17 protein-coding genes are annotated in these 22,730 nt (G+C 50.3%); 4 read left to right on the forward strand and 13 right to left on the reverse strand.

From position 1 onward, the window contains the following. Positions 1-312: 312 nt before the first annotated feature. Entirely contained in the window at positions 313-1,239 is a 927-nt protein-coding gene (locus EA26_RS08165) for a polyprenyl-phosphate transporter (RefSeq protein WP_039426572.1), read from the forward strand. 107 nt (positions 1,240-1,346) lie between these two features. Here EA26_RS08165 and pulA read toward each other — a convergent pair whose 3' ends face one another. The 12 genes from pulA to EA26_RS08225 all read right to left on the reverse strand — a co-directional run bounded on the left by pulA (position 1,347) and on the right by EA26_RS08225 (position 17,577). Further along, positions 1,347-4,967, reverse strand: coding sequence for a pullulanase-type alpha-1,6-glucosidase (gene pulA, locus EA26_RS08170; protein ID WP_039426574.1), 3,621 nt, complete (start codon positions 4,965-4,967; stop codon positions 1,347-1,349). Positions 4,968-5,471: 504 nt separating this feature from the next. Next, a complete protein-coding gene (sstT, locus tag EA26_RS08175; RefSeq protein WP_039426576.1) occupies positions 5,472-6,692 on the reverse strand; it encodes a serine/threonine transporter SstT in 1,221 nt (406 codons plus the stop codon). Between the two features lie 278 nt (positions 6,693-6,970). Then, on the reverse strand, positions 6,971-8,032 hold the full coding sequence (gene rsgA / locus EA26_RS08180; protein ID WP_039426579.1) for a ribosome small subunit-dependent GTPase A: 1,062 nt from the start codon (positions 8,030-8,032) through the stop codon (positions 6,971-6,973). Positions 8,033-8,329: 297 nt separating this feature from the next. Continuing rightward, complete coding sequence (locus EA26_RS08185; RefSeq protein WP_039426582.1) at positions 8,330-8,776, reverse strand: copper chaperone PCu(A)C; 447 nt, start codon at positions 8,774-8,776, stop codon at positions 8,330-8,332. A 1-nt stretch (position 8,777) separates the two neighbouring features. After that, positions 8,778-9,374, reverse strand: a complete 597-nt coding sequence (locus tag EA26_RS08190) for an SCO family protein (protein ID WP_039426585.1) — start codon at positions 9,372-9,374, stop codon at positions 8,778-8,780. Next, on the reverse strand, positions 9,371-9,799 hold the full coding sequence (locus EA26_RS08195) for a hypothetical protein (protein ID WP_039426587.1): 429 nt from the start codon (positions 9,797-9,799) through the stop codon (positions 9,371-9,373). Before EA26_RS08195 ends, EA26_RS08190 begins: the two co-directional genes overlap by 4 nt. Before the next feature lie 137 nt (positions 9,800-9,936). Next, on the reverse strand, positions 9,937-10,431 hold the full coding sequence (locus tag EA26_RS08200; protein WP_039426589.1) for an Lrp/AsnC family transcriptional regulator: 495 nt from the start codon (positions 10,429-10,431) through the stop codon (positions 9,937-9,939). Positions 10,432-10,586: 155 nt separating this feature from the next. Beyond that, on the reverse strand, positions 10,587-10,835 hold the full coding sequence (locus EA26_RS08205) for a hypothetical protein (RefSeq protein ID WP_039426591.1): 249 nt from the start codon (positions 10,833-10,835) through the stop codon (positions 10,587-10,589). 323 nt (positions 10,836-11,158) lie between these two features. Next, positions 11,159-12,652 (reverse strand): sodium/proline symporter PutP, encoded by a 1,494-nt coding sequence (putP, locus tag EA26_RS08210; RefSeq protein ID WP_039426593.1) that lies wholly within the window; start codon positions 12,650-12,652, stop codon positions 11,159-11,161. Positions 12,653-12,723: 71 nt separating this feature from the next. Beyond that, positions 12,724-13,431 carry a 1-pyrroline-5-carboxylate dehydrogenase gene (locus tag EA26_RS08215; protein WP_039426594.1) on the reverse strand — a complete coding sequence of 236 codons (708 nt, stop codon included), beginning with the start codon at positions 13,429-13,431 and terminating at the stop codon, positions 12,724-12,726. 11 nt (positions 13,432-13,442) lie between these two features. Next, on the reverse strand, positions 13,443-16,574 hold the full coding sequence (gene putA, locus EA26_RS08220) for a bifunctional proline dehydrogenase/L-glutamate gamma-semialdehyde dehydrogenase PutA (RefSeq protein ID WP_039426596.1): 3,132 nt from the start codon (positions 16,572-16,574) through the stop codon (positions 13,443-13,445). Positions 16,575-16,758: 184 nt separating this feature from the next. Beyond that, positions 16,759-17,577 carry a helix-turn-helix domain-containing protein gene (locus tag EA26_RS08225; RefSeq protein ID WP_039428889.1) on the reverse strand — a complete coding sequence of 273 codons (819 nt, stop codon included), beginning with the start codon at positions 17,575-17,577 and terminating at the stop codon, positions 16,759-16,761. Between the two features lie 540 nt (positions 17,578-18,117). Here EA26_RS08225 and EA26_RS08230 point away from each other — a divergent pair. Beyond that, positions 18,118-18,840, forward strand: coding sequence for a helix-turn-helix transcriptional regulator (locus EA26_RS08230; RefSeq protein WP_039426598.1), 723 nt, complete (start codon positions 18,118-18,120; stop codon positions 18,838-18,840). 22 nt (positions 18,841-18,862) lie between these two features. On the opposite strand, the gene pdxH is transcribed toward EA26_RS08230, so the two are convergent. After that, positions 18,863-19,498 (reverse strand): pyridoxamine 5'-phosphate oxidase, encoded by a 636-nt coding sequence (gene pdxH / locus EA26_RS08235; protein WP_039426601.1) that lies wholly within the window; start codon positions 19,496-19,498, stop codon positions 18,863-18,865. Between the two features lie 177 nt (positions 19,499-19,675). On the opposite strand from pdxH, the gene EA26_RS08240 reads away from it, so the two are divergent. Continuing rightward, complete coding sequence (locus EA26_RS08240; RefSeq protein WP_039428891.1) at positions 19,676-21,472, forward strand: sensor histidine kinase; 1,797 nt, start codon at positions 19,676-19,678, stop codon at positions 21,470-21,472. Positions 21,473-21,475: 3 nt separating this feature from the next. After that, on the forward strand, positions 21,476-22,708 hold the full coding sequence (locus EA26_RS08245) for a sigma-54-dependent transcriptional regulator (RefSeq protein ID WP_039426603.1): 1,233 nt from the start codon (positions 21,476-21,478) through the stop codon (positions 22,706-22,708). Positions 22,709-22,730: the final 22 nt, after the last annotated feature.

Below are 22,730 nucleotides of genomic sequence, written 5' to 3' on the forward strand. Positions count from 1 at the left end.
GCTAGGTGACCCTCGGCTTAATAAGGGTCGAAAGAGATTATGCATGATTCATGCCAAGATTAAAAGCTCTATTTTTTGGCTAAATATCTCATATTCTTCTCATTGATTGGATCTCTATTGCATTTTGCAATTGCAAAATGCAATAGTACACGCAAATAGCCATATTCCTATCAAGGTGATGACTTATTACCCAATATCCATCCGCTTCGCTGCACAGGAAGATCACGGCGGCGCGATTCAAAGTGATTGCATACTTTTTTACCTTGAATCTGGTTATACTCCTCCACTCTGTTTTCTGACGGTTTATGAGCCATGAATTATTTATCCACGTTTCTCAAAGGGCTGGCCATGGGCGCCGCCGATGTGGTCCCGGGCGTTTCTGGGGGTACCATCGCTTTTATCACTGGTATTTACGACACCCTACTTGAAAGTATTCGCCGCATTAACCCGAGCATTTTTCGTTTATGGAAAGCCCAAGGCTTTAAAGCCGCTTTTAAGCACATCAACGGGTTTTTCCTCATTGCGCTGTTTGGCGGCGTACTTACCAGTATCGCCACGCTGGCGAAGCTGATTACTTGGATGCTGGCCAATCATCCGATCCCGATTTGGTCATTCTTTTTTGGCCTGATCCTCGTGTCGGTGTACCACATTCTCAGACAAGTTGAGCGCAAAGATGTACCGCGGTTTGCTCTGCTGCTACTCGGTATCGTTTTCGCCTACAGCATCACAGTGCTCAAACCACTGCATCTCGAACCGACGTCGCTCAATGTCCTGTTAGCAGGCGCGATTGCCATCTGCGCGATGATCTTACCGGGCATTTCTGGCAGCTTTATTTTACTGCTGATCGGCATGTACGCGCCCGTGCTCGGCGCGGTCAAAAACGTCCAGCTTGATATTCTCGGCCTGTTTCTCGCCGGATGTGTCGCGGGTTTGCTGACATTTTCTCATGTGCTCTCTTGGCTGTTACGCCGCTTTCGCGATTTCACCTTGATGTTTCTCACCGGATTGATGATCGGCACACTACCGAAAATTTGGCCATGGAAAGAGACCATCAGTTGGCGCCTCAACTCCAAAGGTGAGCAAGTGCCTCTGGTGCAACACAATCTGTCACCGTTTGAGTTCGAAAGCCTGACCTCGCAGCCTTCGCAGTTAGGCTTGGCCATCGTCATGGCCTTGCTGGCGTTTGCCTTGGTACTGGGGCTGGAGAAGTTTGCCGAAGCCAATCAAAAATCGCATTAACACTTAGCGCACGCTTTGGCACTGACGCCAATGTTGCCCTGTTTGAATAGACAAACCCCACCAATTTTGGTGGGGTTTGTTTTTAGGCTGATAGAATGAGTGAAGCGTTAGTTCCGCAGCTTCTCAAACACCGCCACAGACCACGCAGGTACAGAGAGTTTACCCTCTGCCACTGACGCTACTTGATCTTGGTTTTTCGCCAAAGAATCATTGCCAGCGGCAGCTTGAATGGCATGCAGGCTGTAACCTGTCGCATCAAATTGAGCGAAGCTGCTCAACGCGCTTGGTGAAGCGTTCACCACCACCACTAAGCCATCACGAGCTGCATCCACTTTCGCGTCGTACAGCTCACCGCTGTTATCCACGCTCATCACGATCAGACCCGGGGTTTGATCCGCGCCAGTGTTGTGGAACTTAACTCGTTTGATGATTTCGCTGCCTTTGCCTAAGGTCAACAAGCCAGATGATGCACGCAGTGCCGCCAGTTCATTGAAGAACTTGTCCATGTTGCCGATGTCCGTTGCGGTTGGCATGGCGCGATCACTCGAATCTGTGATGACATCGCTAATGATGCCCCAGTTGCTGCCATCTTTATCTTCACGTGGCAAGCCAACATTCCAGTTGTTGTCTTGTTTGGTGAAATCAACACGGTTGTACCAGTCACCCGAATCGTATGAGTCGCGCTGCATCGATTTAGAACGAAGCAGTTCACTGCCCATGTGGATAAATGGCACGCCTTGGCCCAGCATCGCCGTTGACAGGCTGACCGCCTGCATGCGAGTACGCTCAGCAGATGTCACGTCGTACGCAATCTTGTACTGGTTGTTGTCCCACAATGTTTGGTTGTCATGCTTAGAGACGTAGTTTTGAATTTCCCACGCATCTTGCGCGTAACCAGCCGGTTGACCGTTGTAGTCCAGCTCACCACCTGTAATCGCTTTGCCTGTGCTGTCGGTAAATGGGAAATCTTTCAGGTTGCCCGCCATACCAAGGCGAGTGAGATCCGCCAAGTGCAGCGCAGTTTTCTTCAATTCTGCGGTTTGGCTATTTTTGTCATTCACTTGCACGTAAATGCCGTTACCAAAACCTTGGTTCAAACGCAGAATTGCTTTTTCATCGAAGGGGCTACCACCGCGAACGGCGTCGCGCAGACGGTCAGAGAAAGAGCCGATGCCCGTGCCGCCTAAGTTCGGCTGCGTCGCTTGCTTGAACATGCGATCATTGACTACTTCACCAAAGTTCCAACCTTCACCGTAGAAGTAAACGTGTGGATCGACCGCTTGCGCCGCCGCGAGGGTTTGCTGCATTTGCGCCAGTGGGTGATGTCCCATCAAATCCCAACGGAAGGCATCAATCTTGTACTCTTTCACCCAAGTGGCGATCGAATCGTCGATCAATTTGCCGAACATTTTGTTCTCAGGAGCGGTGTTTGAGCAGCAGGTGGATTGCTCCACCGCGCCAGAGAATTCGTTCAAGCGCTGGTAGTACCAAGGCACAATGCGATCCAACACCGACTTGGAAGAGACGCCCGATTCGTTGGTGTGGTTGTACACTACATCCATCACGACGTTCATACCGACATCCTGTTTCACCGCCATCACCATCTCACGGAACTCTTTGATGCGCGTCATGCCCTCGGCGTCAGAGGAGTAAGAGCCTTCTGGCACCGTGTAGTGGTATGGATCGTACCCCCAGTTGAAGGAGTCAACATTACGAACATGGCTGTTGAGGCGCTGAACCACCGCATTGTCTTTGCCGTCGGCCTTTGACAGAGTCTCAAACACTGCGGCAATGGTTTCATCTCCGGCGCAGTAGCTGCCAAAATCTTTGTCATCTTTCACGCTAGTGTCGAGTTCACACAATTTGGCGAACTTAGCGTTGATATCCGCCACTTTGCTTGGATCTTCGTTGATGGTCGCGATGTCAAAGGTAGGCAACAGGTGCAAATGAGTAACGCCTGATTTCGCCAGATTCTTCAAATGCTCAACAGGCGCGCTGCCACTTTGAGTAAAGGCTTTGTATTTGCCACGGTTCGCTTCAATGGTTGAACTGTCTAGCGCTGAGAAATCACGAATGTGAGCTTCGTACAAGACAAAGCTGGCTGGATTATCTTGCGCGTGCGGCGCGGCAAGCGCATCCCAACCCGACGGTTTCAGCTCGGCATTTTCCAGATCCACCACTTGGCTGTATTCCGAGTTCATCGACAAGCTCAATGAATACGGGTCGGTCACTTGATAGGTTTCCACTTTGTCGGTTGCAGGGTGGTAAACCTTCACTTCGTAGCGGTAGAAATCACCATGTTTTAACGCTGTGTTTTCTGCTACCCAAGCACCGCTACTGGCGTCAAAGCTCATTGCAATTGCGCTTTGTGCCTGTTTATCTGCGCTGTAAGGGATCAGTTTGACGCTTTGCGCGGTCGGAGCCCACAAACGGAACGTGGTGCTGCTGTCTTGGTTGATGATCGCGCCATAACTTAGCTTGGTCGCGCTATCCGCGTACAATGCGTCCAGTGCGCTGGCCGGCTGCACTTCGGTCGCTTTGATCACGCCGGTCGCATCACTTGCCACTAAGATCAATTGACCTTTCAATAGATCTTTCAGCGCGAGACCTTCGCCGCTAAAGTCCATCTCAAAGCCGATAAAATCACTTTTCAAATGAGGTTTAGTGCTAGCCCAATCGTCGCTTGCCACTTTGCTCGAGCTCACCTGTTTGGTGGCGCCAGTGACTTTTTTCGTCGCGCTGTCAAACGCGAGTTCGCCGCTTTGTGAATAGTAGAGCGTGACGCTGGTAGCGTCTTTGGCATTGACCAGAATCACGCTGTCATCGGCAAAAATCGCGCTCGCGTCCGCCAGTTCCACTTGTGCAACGGGTTTTTGCGCCAAAGCGGTGTAGTAGACCTTATTGGTGCCTTTGAATACAAACGCCACATTGCCAATCGCCGTGGTTTTATCAAACTCAAACTTCAAGTTCTCGGTTTGGTAATCGCCATTCGATTTGTTGTTTGGAATGATATTGAGACAACTGTCGGTGCCGGTGACAGGCAAGTCCCAATACGGTCCATACACCTCACTCACGCCCGTCGGCTCAATGCCAGGCCACTCGGTATTGGTTGCGCCATAGTTTTTACACGTGTCGTCATTCCACACATGCAAGCGGAACGCACTTTGGTCGCCATCTGGCGTGTTCATGTAAACGCGCGCCGTGTTTGCAGGAATGTCCGAGGTCGGGATCAGCTCAGGATACACCGCCTTGACGCCTTCTTGGGTAAACACCGCGTTGTTTTTGTCTGTTTGCGTCAGATCGAGCTTGGCATCGAAGTCGCCCAACATTTTGTTGCCATCAATACGCGGAATAAAGTAGAGACACTGAGTTTCCTCGTCAAGGACGTCGAGATCCCAGTAAACGCCGAGCTTATCGTCCACCCCTTTTGGCGCCATGCCCGTGTTCCAGTCGTTGGCATTGGGATCGGTTTCGGCGTAACCACCACAGCTGCCACCTCTGTCAACATCATTCCATACATACAGCGACGCTTTATCGTAAACAGAGGCGTCGGCCGCTGCCACTGCGCTATTCGCTTTATAGTAAACACGCGCCGTTTTGCTGGGTTCCGGTTGTTGCGGAGTGCTACTGTCGCTGCTAGATGAATTACAGCCAACCACGAGCGATGTGGCTAACAGAGGTAAAATGGCTTTCGCCACCATTGATAAATTAAAAGATTGTATGTTCACGTTCTATATCCATATGCGTAATTATAAAAAGCCCAGTTATGCTAAGAATTTCGGTTGCCAGCAAAATGTGAGAAGACTCAGTAAAGATTTTTGTCGTTAATAATTAATGCAATGCGGGTATCGAGATCACGGAAAGTAGAAGGAGAGGTCGTGAATTGCTGCACATTTTTAGGGCGTAGAAAGGGGGAGGAAAAGGCGCTTTTGTGAGCTAGGTACGGAGGATGCCATTCTGCATGAAATTTCGCCACTCTCACCCAGTGCGGGTTAAATCACATATTTCATTGATGTTAATTTTCGAATAAAAATAACCTTTCCTGTTGCTCACGGAAAAAGCGCATTCAGCACCAATGTCAAACACAGCAAACCAGATAAAGAGAAAAGCGGAGAGCAAAAGAGGAGTTGCTCGAGAATGGAAGACGAAGATAAAAAATCCCCGAGCATTGCCCGGGGATGAAAGGTTTGAGCAAAGTGGCATCAAATGCCACTCAGAGCATATTGCGCAGATTAACGCTGTGCTTTTTGTGCTTCTGATTCACATACTGCAGCCGTAAAGACCACGTCAGTTGAGCTGTTAAGCGCCGTTTCCGCTGAATCTTGGATAACACCGATAATAAAGCCAACCGCAACCACTTGCATCGCGATGTCGTTGGAAATCCCGAACAGGCCACACGCTAGCGGGATTAAAAGTAGCGAACCACCCGCCACGCCAGAGGCGCCACAAGCCGACACCGCCGCCACAACGCTGAGCAGAATTGCGGTCATCAGATCCACTTCAATACCCATAGTGTGTACCGCAGCCAGAGTCAGTGTTGTGATGGTAATAGCAGCACCTGCCATGTTGATGGTCGCGCCTAGTGGAATCGATACCGAGTAGGTGTCTTCGTCCAGTTTTAGCTTCTCACACAAGGCCATGTTGACTGGAATGTTAGCCGCACTTGAACGGGTAAAGAAAGCCGTTACGCCACTTTCACGCAGACACTGGAACACTAACGGGTATGGGTTTTGTTTGGTTTTTACGTAAACCATCGCAGGGTTAACCACCAGTGCAATGATCGCCATCGCGCTCAGCAGTACCACTAGCAGGTGCGCGTAACCGGCCAACGCGTCAAAGCCCGTGGTCGCAAAAGTAGACGCAACGAGGCCGAAAATACCAAATGGTGCCAAGCGGATGATGAAACGCACAATGTGTGAAACGCTGTGGCTGAGATCTTCAAACACCGCTTTGGTGGTTGCTGAGGCATGATGCAGTGCCAAACCAAGGCCCACACCCCAAGCCAAGATACCAATGTAGTTGGCATTGGTTAGCGCGTTAACTGGGTTATCCACCAGCTTGAACAGCAAGGTTTTGAGTACTTCCAGAATACCTTGCGGCGGGTTCGCCCCTTCCGCGCCTGTCACTAAGGTTAGTGTTGTTGGGAACATGAAGCTCAAGACAACGGCTGTCAGAGCGGCAAAAAAGGTTCCCGCCAAATACATCACCACGATTGGACGCATATGGGTATGTTGATTTTTCTTTTGATTGGCGATGGAAGCGGCGACAAGGATAAAGACCAAAATTGGGGCGATCGCTTTCAACGCACCGACGAATAAGCTACCGAGCAAGCCAACACTTTCGGCTGAGCTTGGTGAGACGACGGCGAGTGAGATCCCAAGGACGATACCGACTAGGATCTGTAGCACGAGGTTGCCACGGGCAAATCGCGCTATAAGACTGTTATGTTGCATACATCATTCCTGCATTTATCAGAATTATGGTGGTTTGATTATTCATTTTATAGAACTAAGCGAAATTCAGCATAGTTGTGCTGAATGGTACCTATAGTAGCGGGGGAATATTTTGTGTCTAGTTTTAGTTTGTTTCTGGGCTGATTGTTTGTACAAAGTTGTGATGAATGGTGAAAAATGTTGCTAGATTGTTATAAGAAAGAGGAAGAAGAATAAAATAATAGCCAAAGCAGTTTTGCTAACCACTTTGGCTATAAGAGGATGCGTTATTAGTTAACTCAATAAGGCGCTTTTAATTTTTGCTTATCGCTGAGTACGTTACGATGCATTTTTCCTATTTGCTTCAATCGATTCCTTTGCTCAGCGAAGGTTGACGCATTGTAAGCCTGCTCTTTTTGCAGTTTTAGGTAGTTTTGATAGCGTCTTAGCTCTAATGTGCCATTTTCTATCGCTTTTTGTACCGCACAACCCGGCTCTTGCTGGTGTCGACAATCACTAAAACGGCAGCGCTCTGCCAAACTTTCGATTTCGGCAAAGGTCTCACTGACCCCTTCACCGCAATCAGCCAGCTGCAGCTCACGCATCCCGGGTGTATCAATAATGATGCCGCCACCGGCTATCAGATGCACCGAACGCGCGGTGGTGGTATGTCGTCCTTTGCTGTCGTCTTCACGAATCCCGCCCGTTTGTTGCGTTTCATCACCCAGTAGCGAGTTGGTCAAGGTTGATTTTCCGACCCCGGATGAGCCGAGAAACGCCACAGTGCGGCCCGTCGTGCACCACGGTCTTAACACGTCAACACTATGGCTGTCGAGTGCGTTGACCGCTTCAACCAGCAACGTCGCGCTTAACTGCTTCACTTGCTGGATGCGCGCTTCGGCGTCGACACAAAGATCTGCTTTGGTGAGTACCACCACAGGTTCAATGTGCGCTTCCTTGGCGACGCTAAGGTAACGTTCAATGCGGCTGAGGTTAAAATCATCATTGAGCGAGCAGACGATAAACAGCGTATCGACATTGGCCGCAATCAATTGCTCCTCAACTTTGCTGCCCGCCGCTTTACGGCTCAATTCACTCTGGCGTTCCAGCAGCCGTTTGAACTGATGTTGCGTATCGACCAACAGCCAATCGCCAACCGTTATTTTGGGCTGCGTATGATGAATGGCTAAATGAAAACTGCCCTGCTCACAAGCGAGTTGATATCCACTACGATGATGAGCAAGAACACGGCAAATCAGCGTGTCGTCGTAGTCGTCCAGTGTCAGTTGTTGTTGAAAAAAAGGTTTCCAGCCAAGTTGAGAAAGTGTTGCTGGCTGAAGTGGATTACTTGTTTTATTCATTGCGAATCTTCCCAGTGCACAAAAGCACCTGACTAAATCATTAGGATTCAGGGTGTAATTCGTTCGTTACGATAGAATGACCCCGGTTGTACCGGGCAAACAAGAAGGGATGGGGAGAAGTCGCTCGTTGCGATAAAAAGGTTTGTGAACGGACTTTCCGTTAACCCAACAATGCCCTTTGAAGTTGGTTAGTGACAATCATCAGAATTCCTCCAGTGTGTTTTAGACAGCGGCAGTATAGGCGCAGCAAAGAAAAAGGAGCGACTGTTGTCGCTCCTTTTTGTGCATACTGTCACATTAATGACTGGCGTGCTTCATGCCTGCCATCACTTTCTTCACTGGTGCGGTGAAGGTTTGTTTCTCACCGCTGGCGAACGTGACCGTCACTTCGATCTCACTGCCCTCTTTCAGTGGCTGTGCCAGCTCAAACAGCATGATGTGCAAACTGCCCGGTTTAAGTTCCGTCTTGCCATTGGCTGGAACCTCAATGCCTTCAATCTGGCGCATCTGCATCACATCGCCTTGCTTGATCACATCATGCAGTTCGACTTTTCCCGCCGCCGGAGTGCTAGCCGCAACAATGGTTTGCGCTTGGGCGCCATTGTTAACCAGTTCGACAAACACTGCGCTGTTGACCGCCCCCGGTGCCATGGCGCGCGCATAAGGATGGTGGAACATAACATCACTGGCGTGTGCGAGCGGGCTAAGCAGCAGCGCGCCAATCATTAAAGCTTTCAGTTTCATTTTATTGTCCTTGTGTGGTGGTTTTAATTGCATCCACAATCGGTGCAGGCGTTAAGGTATGCGGCACTTTAGTGATCAAGGTGCCGTCAGGCTTCAAAAAATAAAAATAGGAGCTATGGTCTAGGGTGTACTTGAGTTGTGAATCTTTCAGCTCGGTTTTACGGAAAATAACCCCATAGCGATTAGCCAGCGATTTAGTGATATCGAGTGGCGCAGACAGCCCCTCAATCATGGGGTGGAAGTAGTGGGCGTACTCGGCGGAAGCCTTAGCGCCATCTCGCTCAGGGTCGAGAGAGATAAACAGCGGGCGCAACTTGGCTTTGGTGGCATCATCCAGTTGATTGAGCGCGCCAGCGAGCATCGCAAGCGAGGTTGGACAAACATCCGGACAGCGAGTGAAACCAAAATAAGCGATGCGAATGCGTGGATCATTCTGGTCAAAAATATCGACTGGCTGCTCGTTTTCGCCAAACAAAATCGGCTGCTCGGCACTTGGTGTGGGCTTAGGAGCAACTTTCTGCTGCTGATCAAAATAGCTTTTTACGCCAAAACCTAATACAAAAGCCACCACTAAAATCAGTGACCAATTTCTACTCATCGTTGCATCCTCATCGCGGGGTAAAGGGTATGTTGTCCGTCACTCAGTTCCCCCGCCCAGGTCATTGAGTCGGACGTACACACAGGCAGCACTAACTCGCCCACATAGTGGCCGGGAGAAACTTGCTGCAAAATGTATTTTGGATTGCCCATCTCCATTTCCACCCCCGTCAAGCTCAGTACCAGTTGTTTGGCACTGCTCTGCGGCCAATCAACGGTGAGCGTGGCCGCGGCAAGCGGTTGCAGCGTGTCAACGCTTAGCGTCATGGACGCTTGCTGCTGCTGACAAGGCTCTGTGGACAATAGGCAATAATCGGCGAGATCGACGCTTCTATGCTCAGTAGAGAAATAGCTGGCAACGTCTTGGACGAAGTAGCCACCAGCCAGAGCCAGCATCAGTGCGACGAATTTGAGAAAGTTGTTCATTGGCATTCTGGGAAGATAAACCGTGCCCGCATCCTAGCACAAAATCGCTCAAGGCTCTGTTTAAGCAGTGAAAATTGTGCGTCAACATCTTCACTTTTCTTGGTCGAAAAAGGCGTGTAACGGCAGAGCAGGAAAGGCTATTTTTGATATAGGGTCGAAAGCAGTTCAGGATTAACACCAAAACCCGTTTTATGCTCTTCAATCACCACTTCACTGCGAGTTTGAATCACTCCCGGCAAGGTGCCCAGTTTACTCGACATAAACTCCTGATAGGCTTTCATGCTTTTCACTCGCACCTTAATCATGGTGTCGAAGTCGCCCGAGAGGGAATAGCACTCTTCGATTTCCGGCATATCCGCCACCGCTTTGGCAAACTTGTCGAAAATAGAAAAACTGGTTTGATCGAGGCGAATATGAATAAACACCTGCACATCTAGCCCCAACTTTTCCGCATTGAGCTCAGCATGATAGCCTTTGATGTAGCCTTCTTTTTCTAGGCGTTTAACCCGCTCAGAACAAGGTGAGGTGGTGAGGTTGACTATTTTTGCCAGCTCTACCACGGGCAGACGCCCCTTCAGATGCAGTATCCGCAATATGTGTAAGTCGATGCGATCGAGTTGGTAACCTGGCATCTTTGAGTCCTTTTCTCTTTTTTGTCAGTGTAATCGCCCAGCGCTTTGATCAGCAACCGTCGGCGCCACGGTTTCACATGCCGATTAAAAATAATCCATGCAAAAAGCCCAAGCGGAGAGCTCAGGCTAGTAAGTGACAAAGTATCGGTACGAATTTAAATGTGCTGCACAACCGAGGGTGCGGGGATCTTCTTCACTGGCGCGATGTTTTTCTGATTGCAGTAGCGGCAGAAATGCTGCGGCTCCATTTCGTAGTAGTGCTCACCCGAGACGAATTTGGCCATCAGTTGCGTAAAGCTCAAGATCCTTCCGGTAAAACTTTCTACTGGCTGTGACTCACAACGACACATGATAACCTTGTGTGCGGTTGTCTTTTTACAAGCTGAGCAGTAAATTTCCGGCATGACCTTTCCTCCGATGTCCGACCACTAGTTAATGAAAGTGACCTATTTTGTGCAAAAATTTCCCACATGAAAAAAGATACTTTTAATTTTTGTGGTACAGATTCAAAATTTATTGTTGATTTTATCGAAAGTGAGAAGCGTATCGGCAAGCTATGCTCGTCAGCTCTCACTTTGTTACGCAGCGAGTATAACGTTCAACGTACTGCTTGTGTTAAGAGCATGACAAAATAGCGACAAATTAGTCATTTTCTTTCAACAAGAAAAAACCCCGCACAGCGAACTGAACGGGGTTTGACTATTTACAATGTAAATCGAGCGGCAGCTTAGTCGAGCTCAACCAGTTTCTGTTCGAACTGTTTGTGCTGCTCAACCACATTCTTCGCAGGGCCGCCCGTCAGTTTGCTGACAATCACAATCGCCGCAGTCGAAAGAATGATGCCAGGGACAATTTCGTACACATCGAACCAGCCACCAGAAAGCTGTTTCCACACCACGATAGTCACGCCGCCCAACACAATCCCCGCTAACGCGCCATTGCGGTTCATCCCTTGCCAGTACAGGCTGAGCACTACCGCAGGGCCAAAGGCCGCGCCAAAGCCTGCCCACGCGTAGGACACCAGACCCAGAACTGAGCTGTCTGGCGTCATCGCCAAGAACAGCGCCACCACCGAAATAACGATCACACCAATACGGCCAACCATGACGATCTCTTCAGAAGAAGCGTTTGGTTTGAAGACTTGTTTGTAGAAATCTTCCGCTAAGGCTGAAGAAGAAACCAACAGCTGCGAGTCAGCGGTACTCATTACGGCCGCCAGAATGGCTGCCAGCAAGATGCCCGCAATTACTGGATGAAACACGGTATTGACCAGCAACATAAAGATTTTCTCACCATCAGCCAGTTCAGTGCCCGGGTGGCCATTGACCCACACCAAACCAACAAGACCAACCAAAATCGCGCCGCCCATCGAAAGCGCAGTCCAACCCACGGCGATACGACGTGCCGTACCCAGTTCACGATTTGAACGTGTGGCTTTAAAGCGCGCCAGAATGTGTGGCTGACCGAAATAACCCAGCCCCCACGCAACCAGTGAAATAATCGCAATCGCAGAGAGCGGCTCCCCTTTTACGTCATGCCAAAGGGTTAACAGCTCAGGGTTGATGTTGTGCATATCGCTCGCCAACTGGCCAAAACCGCCTTCCATCACCGCCACAGGAACGATCATCAGCGCCGCAGCCATCAGTAGGCCTTGCACTAAGTCAGTCCACGATACCGCGAGGAAGCCACCAAACAAGGTGTACGATACGACACACACAGTGCCAACAATCACCGCGATGCTGTAATCTAAACCAAATACCGTTTCAAACAGTTTGCCCCCTGCGACCAAGCCAGAGCTGGTGTAGAAGAGGAAGAACAGAAGAATGAAGAACGCAGAGATTGTCTGAATCAGTTTTGATTTATCATCAAAACGACGAGATAAGAATTCAGGCAAAGTAAGAGCGTCTGTTTGAATACTGTATGTCCGCAGGCGCTTAGCGTTGATCAGCCAGTTGGCCCAAGTGCCGACAAGTAGACCACCCGCGAGCCATAGAGACTCGATACCCGCAGCGTAAGCGTAACCCGGCAAACCAAGCAGCAACCAACCACTCATGTCAGACGCACCCGCCGACAGTGCTGCTGGCCACGGCCCAAGGCTGCGCCCTCCCAAGAAGTAGTCACTCGAACTAGACGTCTTTTTATAAGCGTAAATCCCTATGGCGACCATAAGAATTAAATAGGCAGCAAACGTGCCCGTAATAGCAAAGCTATTCTCTATCATTAGATAGTCCTCATTAGAATAGTTATCTTTCCCTGATTCCCCCCAAACGGCTTGGGGGGAGTGGAGAAAGGTTAGTGAGTATCGTTCCCCAACTCGAGCAGAGTTGCGTTACCACCCACAGCGGTAATATTTATGGTACGCGTGCGCTCGGTAATAAAGCGCAGCGAGAGATGCGGATCGTTTGCTACGTTCAACGTTGCCGGATCCGTTGCAGACACTAAACCAACGATCGCCCCGTTGCGTTTAGCCAATTGCAGGTTAAGCTCGCGCTCAACCGAAGTATGCCCAACATAACCGACACTGCGTACATCACGCTCAATCAACTGCTGAGCAGCATCATAAGCCACCATCTGTACTAGGTTTGATGGGAAAGGGGTTTGTTCAAGGGCACTGCCGAGCAAGCCATTGAACGTTTGGTTATCACTGCACACAATCACACTGTTTCCAGCGATCAGCGCACAGGTCACCAGAGCAAACGCACTATACAGAGCCGCCTCTTGGTCGCTTTGCTCATTTTCAACGATCACCAGCGCGACGCCACGGCCAGCGGTGTACAACTCGTTGGTTTCTCCGGTTGGCCCAACCAGAAGATGGGCCTCCGCCAAAAGTGAAGCCGCTTGTTGCAAGTGGTACGACACCACTTTCGCCAGCGTAGAATGCTTCGCTTCCAGCGCGTTTTTAAATGCCAGCAAGTGCTCGCATTTGTAATCAAAATTGGTCAGATTCCACTGTTCCCACGCTGAGAATGCATCCGCAAAACTTGTTACTTGATGAACCATGTTGTGACTCCTTATGCGTTCTCAGTTGGTTTGAATTGGATCTGGGTAAAGCGGTACAAATAGTGTGGCCCACCCGCTTTCGGCCCAGTGCCAGACAGCCCTTGGCCGCCAAACGGTTGTACGCCCACCACCGCACCCACTTGGTCACGGTTGATATAGCAGTTGCCGACACGCGCATGTTTTTCTATCCAGCGATAGGTGGTCTCGTTACGGCTGTGTATCCCCATGGTCAAGCCAAAACCCGTTTGATTGATCTGCTCAACCACTTTCGTCAGCTCAGACGCTTTGAAACGCACGATGTGCAGAATAGGGCCAAACTGCTCTTCTTGTAGCACGTGGATGCCTTCAATTTCAAACGCACTTGGTTCGATAAAATCACCATGCTGGCAGACGTCATCCAGCGTCAGTTGCGCCACTTTCTTCTGCGTGGCACTCATCTGTGCCAAGTGTGCACGTAGCTTCTCTTTCGCTTTGTTATCGATCACAGGGCCGACATCGGTTTTGTGCAAATACGGCAGACCAACGCTCAGCTCGTTCATCGCCCCTTGGATGAGAGAAATAACGCGATCAGCGATGTCTTGTTGCACAAACAGCACGCGCAACGCCGAGCAGCGCTGGCCCGCCGAGGCAAAAGCAGAGCGGATCACATCACGCACCACTTGCTCTGGCAGCGCAGTACTGTCGACGATCATCGCGTTCTGCCCACCCGTCTCTGCGATAAATGGCACAGGTTTGGCCTCACGTTGTGCTAAGGATACGTTGATGCGCTGAGCGGTCGCCGTCGAACCAGTAAAAGCGACCCCCGCAATCGCAGGATGAGACGTCAGCGCCGAGCCGATATCCGCACCGCGGCCGGGGATCAATTGAATCACACCAGCAGGGAACCCCGCTTGCTGCATTAATTCCACCGCACGCGCTGCGATAAGGCTAGTTTGCTCAGCGGGTTTAGCGACAACGGTATTACCAGCCACCAAAGCGGCGGAAATTTGCCCTAAGAAGATCGCCAGCGGGAAGTTCCATGGGCTAATACAAACGAACACCCCCAAGCCTTCACGACTGGCGATGCGCTTCACGCCATCAAAACCTTGCAACTCGAAAGGTTGTAGGTTTTGCGCTTGCTTGGCGTAGTAACGACAGAAATCGACCGCTTCACGCACTTCATCGATGCTGTCGTGTAGCGTTTTACCCGCTTCTTGATGACACAGGGCCACCAGCTCGGCCAGATTGGCTTCCATGAGATCCGCCAGCGAGTCCAAGCAACGTGCTTTCTCCGCCAGTGGGGTGGTTTGCCAACCGGCAAACGCTTGTTGCGCTCCCTCAATCGCGGCGGAAACATGATCAAGTGACGCAAAGGCGATCTTGCCAACTTCGATGCGACGATCATAAGGCGCGGTCACGCTTTCCGCTTGCCCATCCTTGATCATGCTTTCAGCCATAGACTGACCATTGATCACTGGGCCAGCGATCCACTGCTTGGCTAAAAACGACTCAACCTGCGCTTCAAACGGCTTGGCTTCGCTTTCAATATCGACGTTCACGCCATACGAGTTCTTACGCTCTGGGAAAATCGCGCTCGGCAGTGGGATCTTGGTATTGTTGAGGGTTGCAAAGGAAGTCAAGGCTTCAACTGGATGTTTGGTTAGCTCAGAAATTGGGCAGCGTGCGTCAACCAAACGGTGTACAAACGAGCTGTTGGCGCCATTTTCCAGCAAGCGACGAACCAGATAAGGCAGCAGATCTTTGTGGCTACCGACTGGCGCATAAATGCGCACGGGCTGACGATATTTGTCCATCACATGGTTGTAGAGCGAATCGCCCATGCCATGTAGACGTTGAAACTCAAAATCTTTGTGTTGCGCCATCACGGCAATCGACGAGACGGTTTGCGCGTTGTGGCTGGCAAATTGAGGGAAGATGTTACCGCGCACGTTGTCACTCAAGAGGAAACGAGCACAAGCAAGGTAAGCCACATCGGTCGCTTCTTTACGGGTATAGACTGGATAGTTCTCATAGCCGCGCTGCTGCGACCATTTCACTTCGCTATCCCAGTAGGCGCCTTTTACCAAACGCAGCGGGATCAAATCGCCCTGCTCTTTGGCCAGTGCGTTGAGCCACACCAAAACAGGCAGCGCACGTTTGGAATACGCCTGAACGACGAGGCCAAACTTACCCCACCCTTTAACCGTTTCACTGCGGTAGAGTTTGGCAAACAGCTTGAGCGACAGTTCTAGGCGATCCGCTTCTTCTGCATCAATGGTGATGGCGACATCCAATTCAACCGCACGCTTAAGCAGCTGTTCAAGCGTGGTATAAAGCTCGCTCATCACACGCGCTTCGTTGGCCACTTCATAACGTGGGTGCAGCGCAGAAAGCTTGATCGACACCGACGGCGCTGGGCTGGTGTTGTTGCCATAGCTTTCACGGCCCACCGACTCAATCGCCATCAGGTAATCTTTGAAGTATTTATTGGCATCGGCCGTGGTCAGCGCCGCTTCACCCAGCATGTCAAATGAGTAAGTGAAGCCTTTATCACGCATTGGGCGACCGTTTTTCTGCGCCTCTTCGATGGTGCGACCACGAACAAATTGGTGGCCCATGATCTTCATCGCCTGATACATCGCTTTGCGGATCACTGGCTCAGAGAGCTTGTTGACCAGACGATTCACCGCTTGAGTTGGGCTGCTGGTATCTTCATCCGCAAGACCGATCACTTTGCCCGTCAGCATCAATCCCCAAGTGGAGGCGTTGACGAACACCGACTCCGAGTTCTTTAGGTGAGATTTCCAATCGGCCACACTGAGTTTATCTTTGATCAAGGCATCGGCGGTGGCCGAGTCCGGAATTCGCATCAGCGCCTCAGCCAGACACATCAACAAGATCCCTTCCTGAGTATCTAAGCTGTACTCCAGCAAAAGGGCATCGATCAATTGGATCGATTTCTTATCAGCGCGAATCGCTTCTATCAGTTGCGTGGTGCTTTTGGCAATCGCCGCTTTTTCTTCCGCTGAAGGGGTCGCCAGTGGCAGGAGCTGCTGTAGCCATTGAGATTCGTCCACCATATACAATGGGGAGATCAATGACCAAAGCGTATCAAGCGGCTGCTGGACAAACTCCGGTTTCAACACATCTGTCGCTGTAAACATGCGTTTTCCTCAATCTCATCCCCGAAAACCGCTCCGGGGCTATACATATGGCAGGCAGTGTATTTTGAGGCTGAGAGGAATACTTGTCAAAAACTCCGAGCTTTTTGCTAAAAACTCGCTTTTTTAACAAAACAAACACATGATCACACGAAATTAAGCAAAATAAACCAATACATAATGCAACTTATTTAACGCTATTTTGCTTTTTGTAGAGAGAAGGAGAAATACCCTGCAGGCGAGTGAAGGAGTGGGTAAAGGTGCTTTGTCCGGAAAACCCGGTGATTTCGGCAATTTGCCCTAAGCTGAGGGTGCCTTTTTCGATCAGTTCTTTGGCCATGTCGATGCGTTTACCCAACACATACTGATGCGGGGTGATGCCCATCTGTTCTTTGAACAAGTTATGGAACTGACTCTCGCCGAGAAAAACGCTCCCCGCCAGTTGCGCGACACTGATCTTATGGCTCAAGTGGCTTTCGATGTAGCGATCAATCGCGTCGAGATCAAAGCGAGACTCTTTTTTCAGCGTCTCAAACGCTGAGATATGACGTTGTAGCAGCGCCATGACCGTATCATTGCAAGCGCGACTCAGCAGAAGATCGTCTGGACTGGCCTGCATTTCACGCACTAACATCTGGATCAACTTTTGGATCTGCCCATCTAGCTGAAAGTAGAGATGAGATTGCTCCAACTGATTGATTTTTTGCAGCATCAGAGGATCATCGCCACTGGGCAGCGGCATATTGAGCACCAAAATATCCGACTGACCAATCACCCCACCGAAAGCATGATCAGAGCACGCCGTCACCACACATCCCTGCCCGGGGCCAACCAAATTACCGCGCCCGCGCACTTCAAATTCCGCCTGCCCTTTGAGGCCAATGACAATTTGCGTGTACTGATGATCATGGCAATCCATATACGAGGGTAACGTCACCAGCTCTGCGGGTCTGGGCTTACTCTGCTCCGGCGTGATCTTAGATTGCACTTTCCGTTGTTCGCTCATAATCAAGTTTAGTGAGAAAAGGACCAATAAATCATACCCCAGCACAGGCCGATTGCCTATCTGCACTCATTTGATTGACGAGGATCCATGCGCCAGCTTCGATGATCATTGTTCCGGAACGATGATCATGTAGCGTCATGCTACGGTCACTGTACGACCAACCGAGCATAACCACTTTTATGCCATCTTATTGATGAATAGGGGTTTTCCCCCCTTTTGCTTATGCACCATTTCCCATACAGTAGCGCTCAGGAACTCAAGGTACCGCTGTACGCTGAGATCCCGGTATCAATCGATACCTCTAAATCCCCGTAGCAGACCCTCGCTATGTGATTTAGAACCTCTTCTACACGTCGACAAGATGATTATCTTGTATTGCCAGCCCGTCTTCAGGCTGGCTTTTTTTTCTGCGCCTCGTCTCTTTATTGATAATCCTCGCAAAAATGAGACATTGCTTATAATATATAGCGCAACCAAAAGATTGCACACCAATCAAGCGCATATCTATTCTGCCCTAGTGTCGTAAAAGCGAGTTGCAACGTGACGATTTCATTTACTTCTGTCGAACAATCTCTTTTTCATCAGTTACCTGGCTGTTGGGGCTGCAAAGATAAAGACTCCGTATTTCGTTACGCCAATCATCACTACGCGCAGTTAATCGGCCATCGCAAAGCAGAAGATTGCATTGGTTTAACCGATTTCCAGATGCCCAGCCCAACCACTGAATGCGCCGCAGAGTTCCAACGTCAAGATAAATACGTGATGGAAACAGGCCGCACGCTAAAAATCCTCGATATTCATCCTTATCCAGATGGTCACTGGCACGCGCACATCTTCACTAAATCTCCCTGGCGTAACGCGGAAGGGGAAGTGCAAGGCACTATTTTTTATGGGCAAGAGCTGACCGACACAGCGGTGCTGGAAGTGGGTTACTGGGTGTGCCGCGCTACGGGGCTGCATCAAGATACACGCAGCAGTTTTCGATTCGATGAATCGGTCAGCGTGCCAAAAAACTTAACCGCGCGAGAGCAAGAGACGCTGTTTTTGTTGCTTTACGGCCGCAAGCCACAATACATCGCGAAAATTATGGGCATTTCCATCAAGACCGTTGAAGGGCATGTGGCGAGGTTGCGCACGAAATTTGCGGCCAATAGTAAAAATCAGCTGATTGATAAAGCGCTAGAGGCAGGATTTGGATCGATGATCCCGGAGAGTTTGTTGCAAACGCAGCTTTCGGTAGTACTCAACGGCGACCAACTGTGACGTCGGCCGCCAGAAAAAAGCGTTAAGGAGCAAGACGATCGATTTGCCACTCGCCTTCAGTTCGACTAAACAGGAAGCGATCGTGCAGACGATGCTCGCCTCCTTGCCAAAACTCAACGCTTTGCGGCTTAACTCGGAAACCACCCCAGAAGCTGGGCACCGGAATATCCCCGTTGGCGAACTTCTGTTTTAACTCAAGGAACTTCCCTTCCAACACACCACGCGCTGAAATTCGGCTACTCTGACGGCTGGCAATCGCCGCCAGTTGGCTCTCTTTGGGTCGCGAGGTGAAATATTTCAGATTCTCCATCGCCGTCAACTTCTCCGCTGTGCCGGTAATGTGCACTTGGCGCTCGAGTGGATGCCAGGGAAAATGCAGACTGATTTTGCTGTTGTGCTCTAAATGCTGCGCTTTGCGGCTGCCTAAATTGGTGTAAAAGACAAAGCCATTTTCATCGACACTTTTCAACAGTACGATGCGTTGAAAAGGCATGCCATTTTCATCAACCGTGGCCACTGTCATCGCGGTGGGATCGCTTAAGTTGGCACGAATCGCCTGCTCCAGCCAAAGATTAAACTGGTCAATCGGATTTTCTTTCAAATCTTTGCGTCGTAAACCACCTTTGGTGTATTCACGGCGAATATCAGCAAGTTCCATCTCTACTCCTTCACTATTTTTTGCCGATTGTGCGCCCGAACGCAGACAAACTCAAGGTTTGATGGCCGTTTGTAAAACTAAGATCGGTTTCGCGTTGTTGCGGTGCATCGGTTTATCTTTGGCGCGCTCGCAGTTAAAGTAAACCTCCTTTCATCTTCGCTGTGGCTTGGGTTTCCAGTGTCCGTTTCTAATCGTCCATCGTTGCGTCGCTTTGTCTTACTCGTTACCTTACTTGGTGTTGCCGGCCTTTTGGTCACCCATTTTTCTGCCTCGCACTATCTGGAAAAAAAATGGGCCAACACTCTGAAGAACTACTCGGAAAGAGCCACCCAGCAGATCGCCTCGGAGCTGGCGAAATTTGAGCAGATCCCCAAGCTGCTCAGCCACGATCCTCGCCTAGCGGCCTACCTCACGGAGCAAGGCGATCAAAGCGCACTCAATCGCTTGCTGGCCGATTGGTCGCAGCAGACATTGGCCGATACCATCTATCTGCACGATCGAAACGGTTTGGTGCTAGGGTCGAGTAACTACCAGCAAGACGACTCCTTTGTCGGCGAAAACTTCTCTTTTCGCCCTTACTTTATGACCGCCATTCAGGGCGAGATCGCCCGCTACGTTGCTTTGGGTATTCGCTCCAACAAACGCGGCTATTTTTACTCTGCGCCGATTTGGCACGCCGATGAAATCCTTGGCGTGATAACCGTGAAAGTGAGTTTGGAAGCGCTTGAAGAGACCATCGCACCAGAGCGGGCAGACATCATGGTGTTAGATGAGAACCAAGTGGCGTTTCTAAGCAATCATCCGCGTTGGCGCTACACGGCCCTAGCACCGATTGATGGGCAACGTATCGCGCAAATCGTGCAAAATCAGCAATATGGCCTGCAAGCGCCTGCTGCGCACCCCGATATTCAACTGCCGCTGTATCTCGGTCCTGAAGCGGCCGCCTTGATGGCGGCACGCTACCAAGTGTTCATTTCAGCCAGTAACGAAAACGGTTTTCGTGTGGTAACGCTCGCACCGCATCAGCAACGTATTCTCGCTGCGCTACAAGCCGACACCATCTTCTTATTGATTTTCGGTTTAATTACCCTGATCGCCTTTGCTTGGCGTCAAACCCTAACTAATAAGCAGCAGCTCGCCAGACTCAATGCCGAGCTTGAACAGAAAGTGACCCAGCGCACCGAAGTGCTCAGCCAAGCGAATAGCCAATTGCAGCAAACCATCATTCAGTATGAAAAAAGCCAGCAAGAGCTCAAACAGACACAACAAGAACTAACGCAAGCGGCAAAACTGGCACTACTAGGTGAGCTCTCGGCCAGCATCAATCATGAAATTAACCAACCGCTTGCGGCGCTACGTACTTACACTGAAAACAGCCAAAAGCTGCTGGCGATGGACAAAATTGATCTCGTCAAGGGCAACCTTGAACAGATGCTTGAGCTCAATCAAACCATCCATGAGGTGATTGCGCGCCTGAAAGTCTTTACCCGTAAATCCACCACCGATGATCGGCGCTATTGCGCCAATCTGCACGATTCGGTGCACAATGCCACGCGAATTTTAAGCAATAAACTGATCAAATCAGGCGTCACCCTCAAAGTCGAGCCCATTTTGACCACACTCGCCGCCAACATTCACCATGTCGAGCTCGAACAGGTGCTGATCAATCTTATCCATAACGCCGCACAAGCGATGGATGGGCAGGCCGACGCGCAAATCGTTGTCGAATGCCACCATGATAGTGATTGGTGCCAACTCAGTGTTGCGGACAACGGCCCGGGCGTAGAGACACAAAAACTCGCTCACTTGTTTGACCCTTTTTATACTACCAAGCCTGAAGGATTAGGGCTGGGTTTAACCATTTCCCGGCGCATCATCGAGAGCTATCAAGGCTCGCTTGAGGTACAAGCGCGCTCGCCGCTAGGCATGCGTTTTACCATCCGCCTCCCACGTCTCGTGCCGACACAAGAATAAAGCATGCAAAACCGAATTTACTTCGTCGATGACGAACCACACATCCGCGATTCAGTCAGCCAAGCCCTGATGATAGAGGGCGTTGAAGTACAAACCTTCCCCAACGCCGTAGAAGCGCTCAAACAGATCGATAGCGGCGAGCCTGCGGTTGTGATCACCGATATTCATATGCCAGTGATGAATGGCTTAGCCTTCCTCGCTCAGTTGCTTGAGCGCAACGCGCATTTTCAGGTGATCGTCTTAACTGGCTACGGCGATGTAAAAACCGCTGTGCAAGCGATGAAAAGCGGTGCGTACGATTTTCTCGAAAAACCCTTTTCCAGCGATAGTCTGCTGAAAGCGATCCGCAATGCACAAGATAAGCTGGCGCTGCTGCAAGAAAACGTCTGGCTGAAAAAAGAGCTCGACATGCAGACTCATGCCGGTTCCAAGCTGATTGGCTATTCACAAGCCATGGTGCAGATTCGCCGCGCTTTGATCAGTGCCAATCCCGAAAAACCGCTGATTTTGCTGGGTGACAGTGGCACGGGGAAGCGGCTGTGCGCGCAGTTTTTCTACGACATTCACAACCGCGCGGAAGGCGAACTGGTCCCCATTTCTGGTTTTTACTTTAGCGATATGCCCGCAGACGAGATCCAGAGCAAGCTTGCTCGCCTGCTGGAACAACATAAGCACGGCACTTTGTATATTAATGATGGCGAAGTGCTCAAACCGTCTCAATGGCAAGCGCTGCTCTCTGTGCCCCTAAACGGCACCCGCTTGGTCTGTTCAACGCAAGCACTGCCAACCGCGTTGCAAGGCGAAATTGATAGCGTGTCACTGCCACCGTTGGATGCGCGCAAAGAGGACATTCCGGCGCTGTACAAACACTTTGTGCGCAATGCTTGCAGCCGCTATCAAGTGCAACCTCCGCGTATCACCGCCGCTGAGCTAGACGCCATCCAACAGCAATCATGGCCAGAAAATATTCGCCAGTTGCGTCAGTTTGCCGAACTGCGGGCACTGAAAGCGCAGCAGTTTGTCTCTTGGCAAGATGTCGAACAGCTCAACCAAGGCGAAGCGCAAAGCATGGCCCAACGTATGGATTATTTCGAATACACCTTGCTGTTTGACGCTCTGCAACGGCATGGTGGGCGGTTAAAAGACGTGCAACACGAATTACAGATATCGCGTAAAACGCTGTATGATAAGCTTAAAAAGCATCAGCTAGATAAATCTCAATTTAAAGAACCGTAAGCAAGTAATATTAGGCAGCACT

The sequence above is a fragment of the Vibrio navarrensis genome, assembly GCF_000764325.1.
GTDB classification, from domain to species: domain Bacteria; phylum Pseudomonadota; class Gammaproteobacteria; order Enterobacterales; family Vibrionaceae; genus Vibrio; species Vibrio navarrensis.

Coding starts and splice junctions, on each gene's coding strand:
- EA26_RS08195 (WP_039426587.1), bottom strand. CDS start 9,799: ATGAACAACTTTCTCAAATTCGTCGCACTGATGCTGGCTCTGGCTGGT.
- putA (WP_039426596.1), bottom strand. CDS start 16,574: ATGTTTACAGCGACAGATGTGTTGAAACCGGAGTTTGTCCAGCAGCCG.
- EA26_RS08185 (WP_039426582.1), bottom strand. CDS start 8,776: ATGAAACTGAAAGCTTTAATGATTGGCGCGCTGCTGCTTAGCCCGCTC.
- rsgA (WP_039426579.1), bottom strand. CDS start 8,032: ATGAATAAAACAAGTAATCCACTTCAGCCAGCAACACTTTCTCAACTT.
- EA26_RS08245 (WP_039426603.1), top strand. CDS start 21,476: ATGCAAAACCGAATTTACTTCGTCGATGACGAACCACACATCCGCGAT.
- EA26_RS08225 (WP_039428889.1), bottom strand. CDS start 17,577: ATGAGCGAACAACGGAAAGTGCAATCTAAGATCACGCCGGAGCAGAGT.
- pdxH (WP_039426601.1), bottom strand. CDS start 19,498: ATGGAACTTGCTGATATTCGCCGTGAATACACCAAAGGTGGTTTACGA.
- sstT (WP_039426576.1), bottom strand. CDS start 6,692: ATGCAACATAACAGTCTTATAGCGCGATTTGCCCGTGGCAACCTCGTG.
- EA26_RS08205 (WP_039426591.1), bottom strand. CDS start 10,835: ATGCCGGAAATTTACTGCTCAGCTTGTAAAAAGACAACCGCACACAAG.
- EA26_RS08200 (WP_039426589.1), bottom strand. CDS start 10,431: ATGCCAGGTTACCAACTCGATCGCATCGACTTACACATATTGCGGATA.
- EA26_RS08165 (WP_039426572.1), top strand. CDS start 313: ATGAATTATTTATCCACGTTTCTCAAAGGGCTGGCCATGGGCGCCGCC.
- EA26_RS08190 (WP_039426585.1), bottom strand. CDS start 9,374: ATGAGTAGAAATTGGTCACTGATTTTAGTGGTGGCTTTTGTATTAGGT.
- EA26_RS08215 (WP_039426594.1), bottom strand. CDS start 13,431: ATGGTTCATCAAGTAACAAGTTTTGCGGATGCATTCTCAGCGTGGGAA.
- putP (WP_039426593.1), bottom strand. CDS start 12,652: ATGATAGAGAATAGCTTTGCTATTACGGGCACGTTTGCTGCCTATTTA.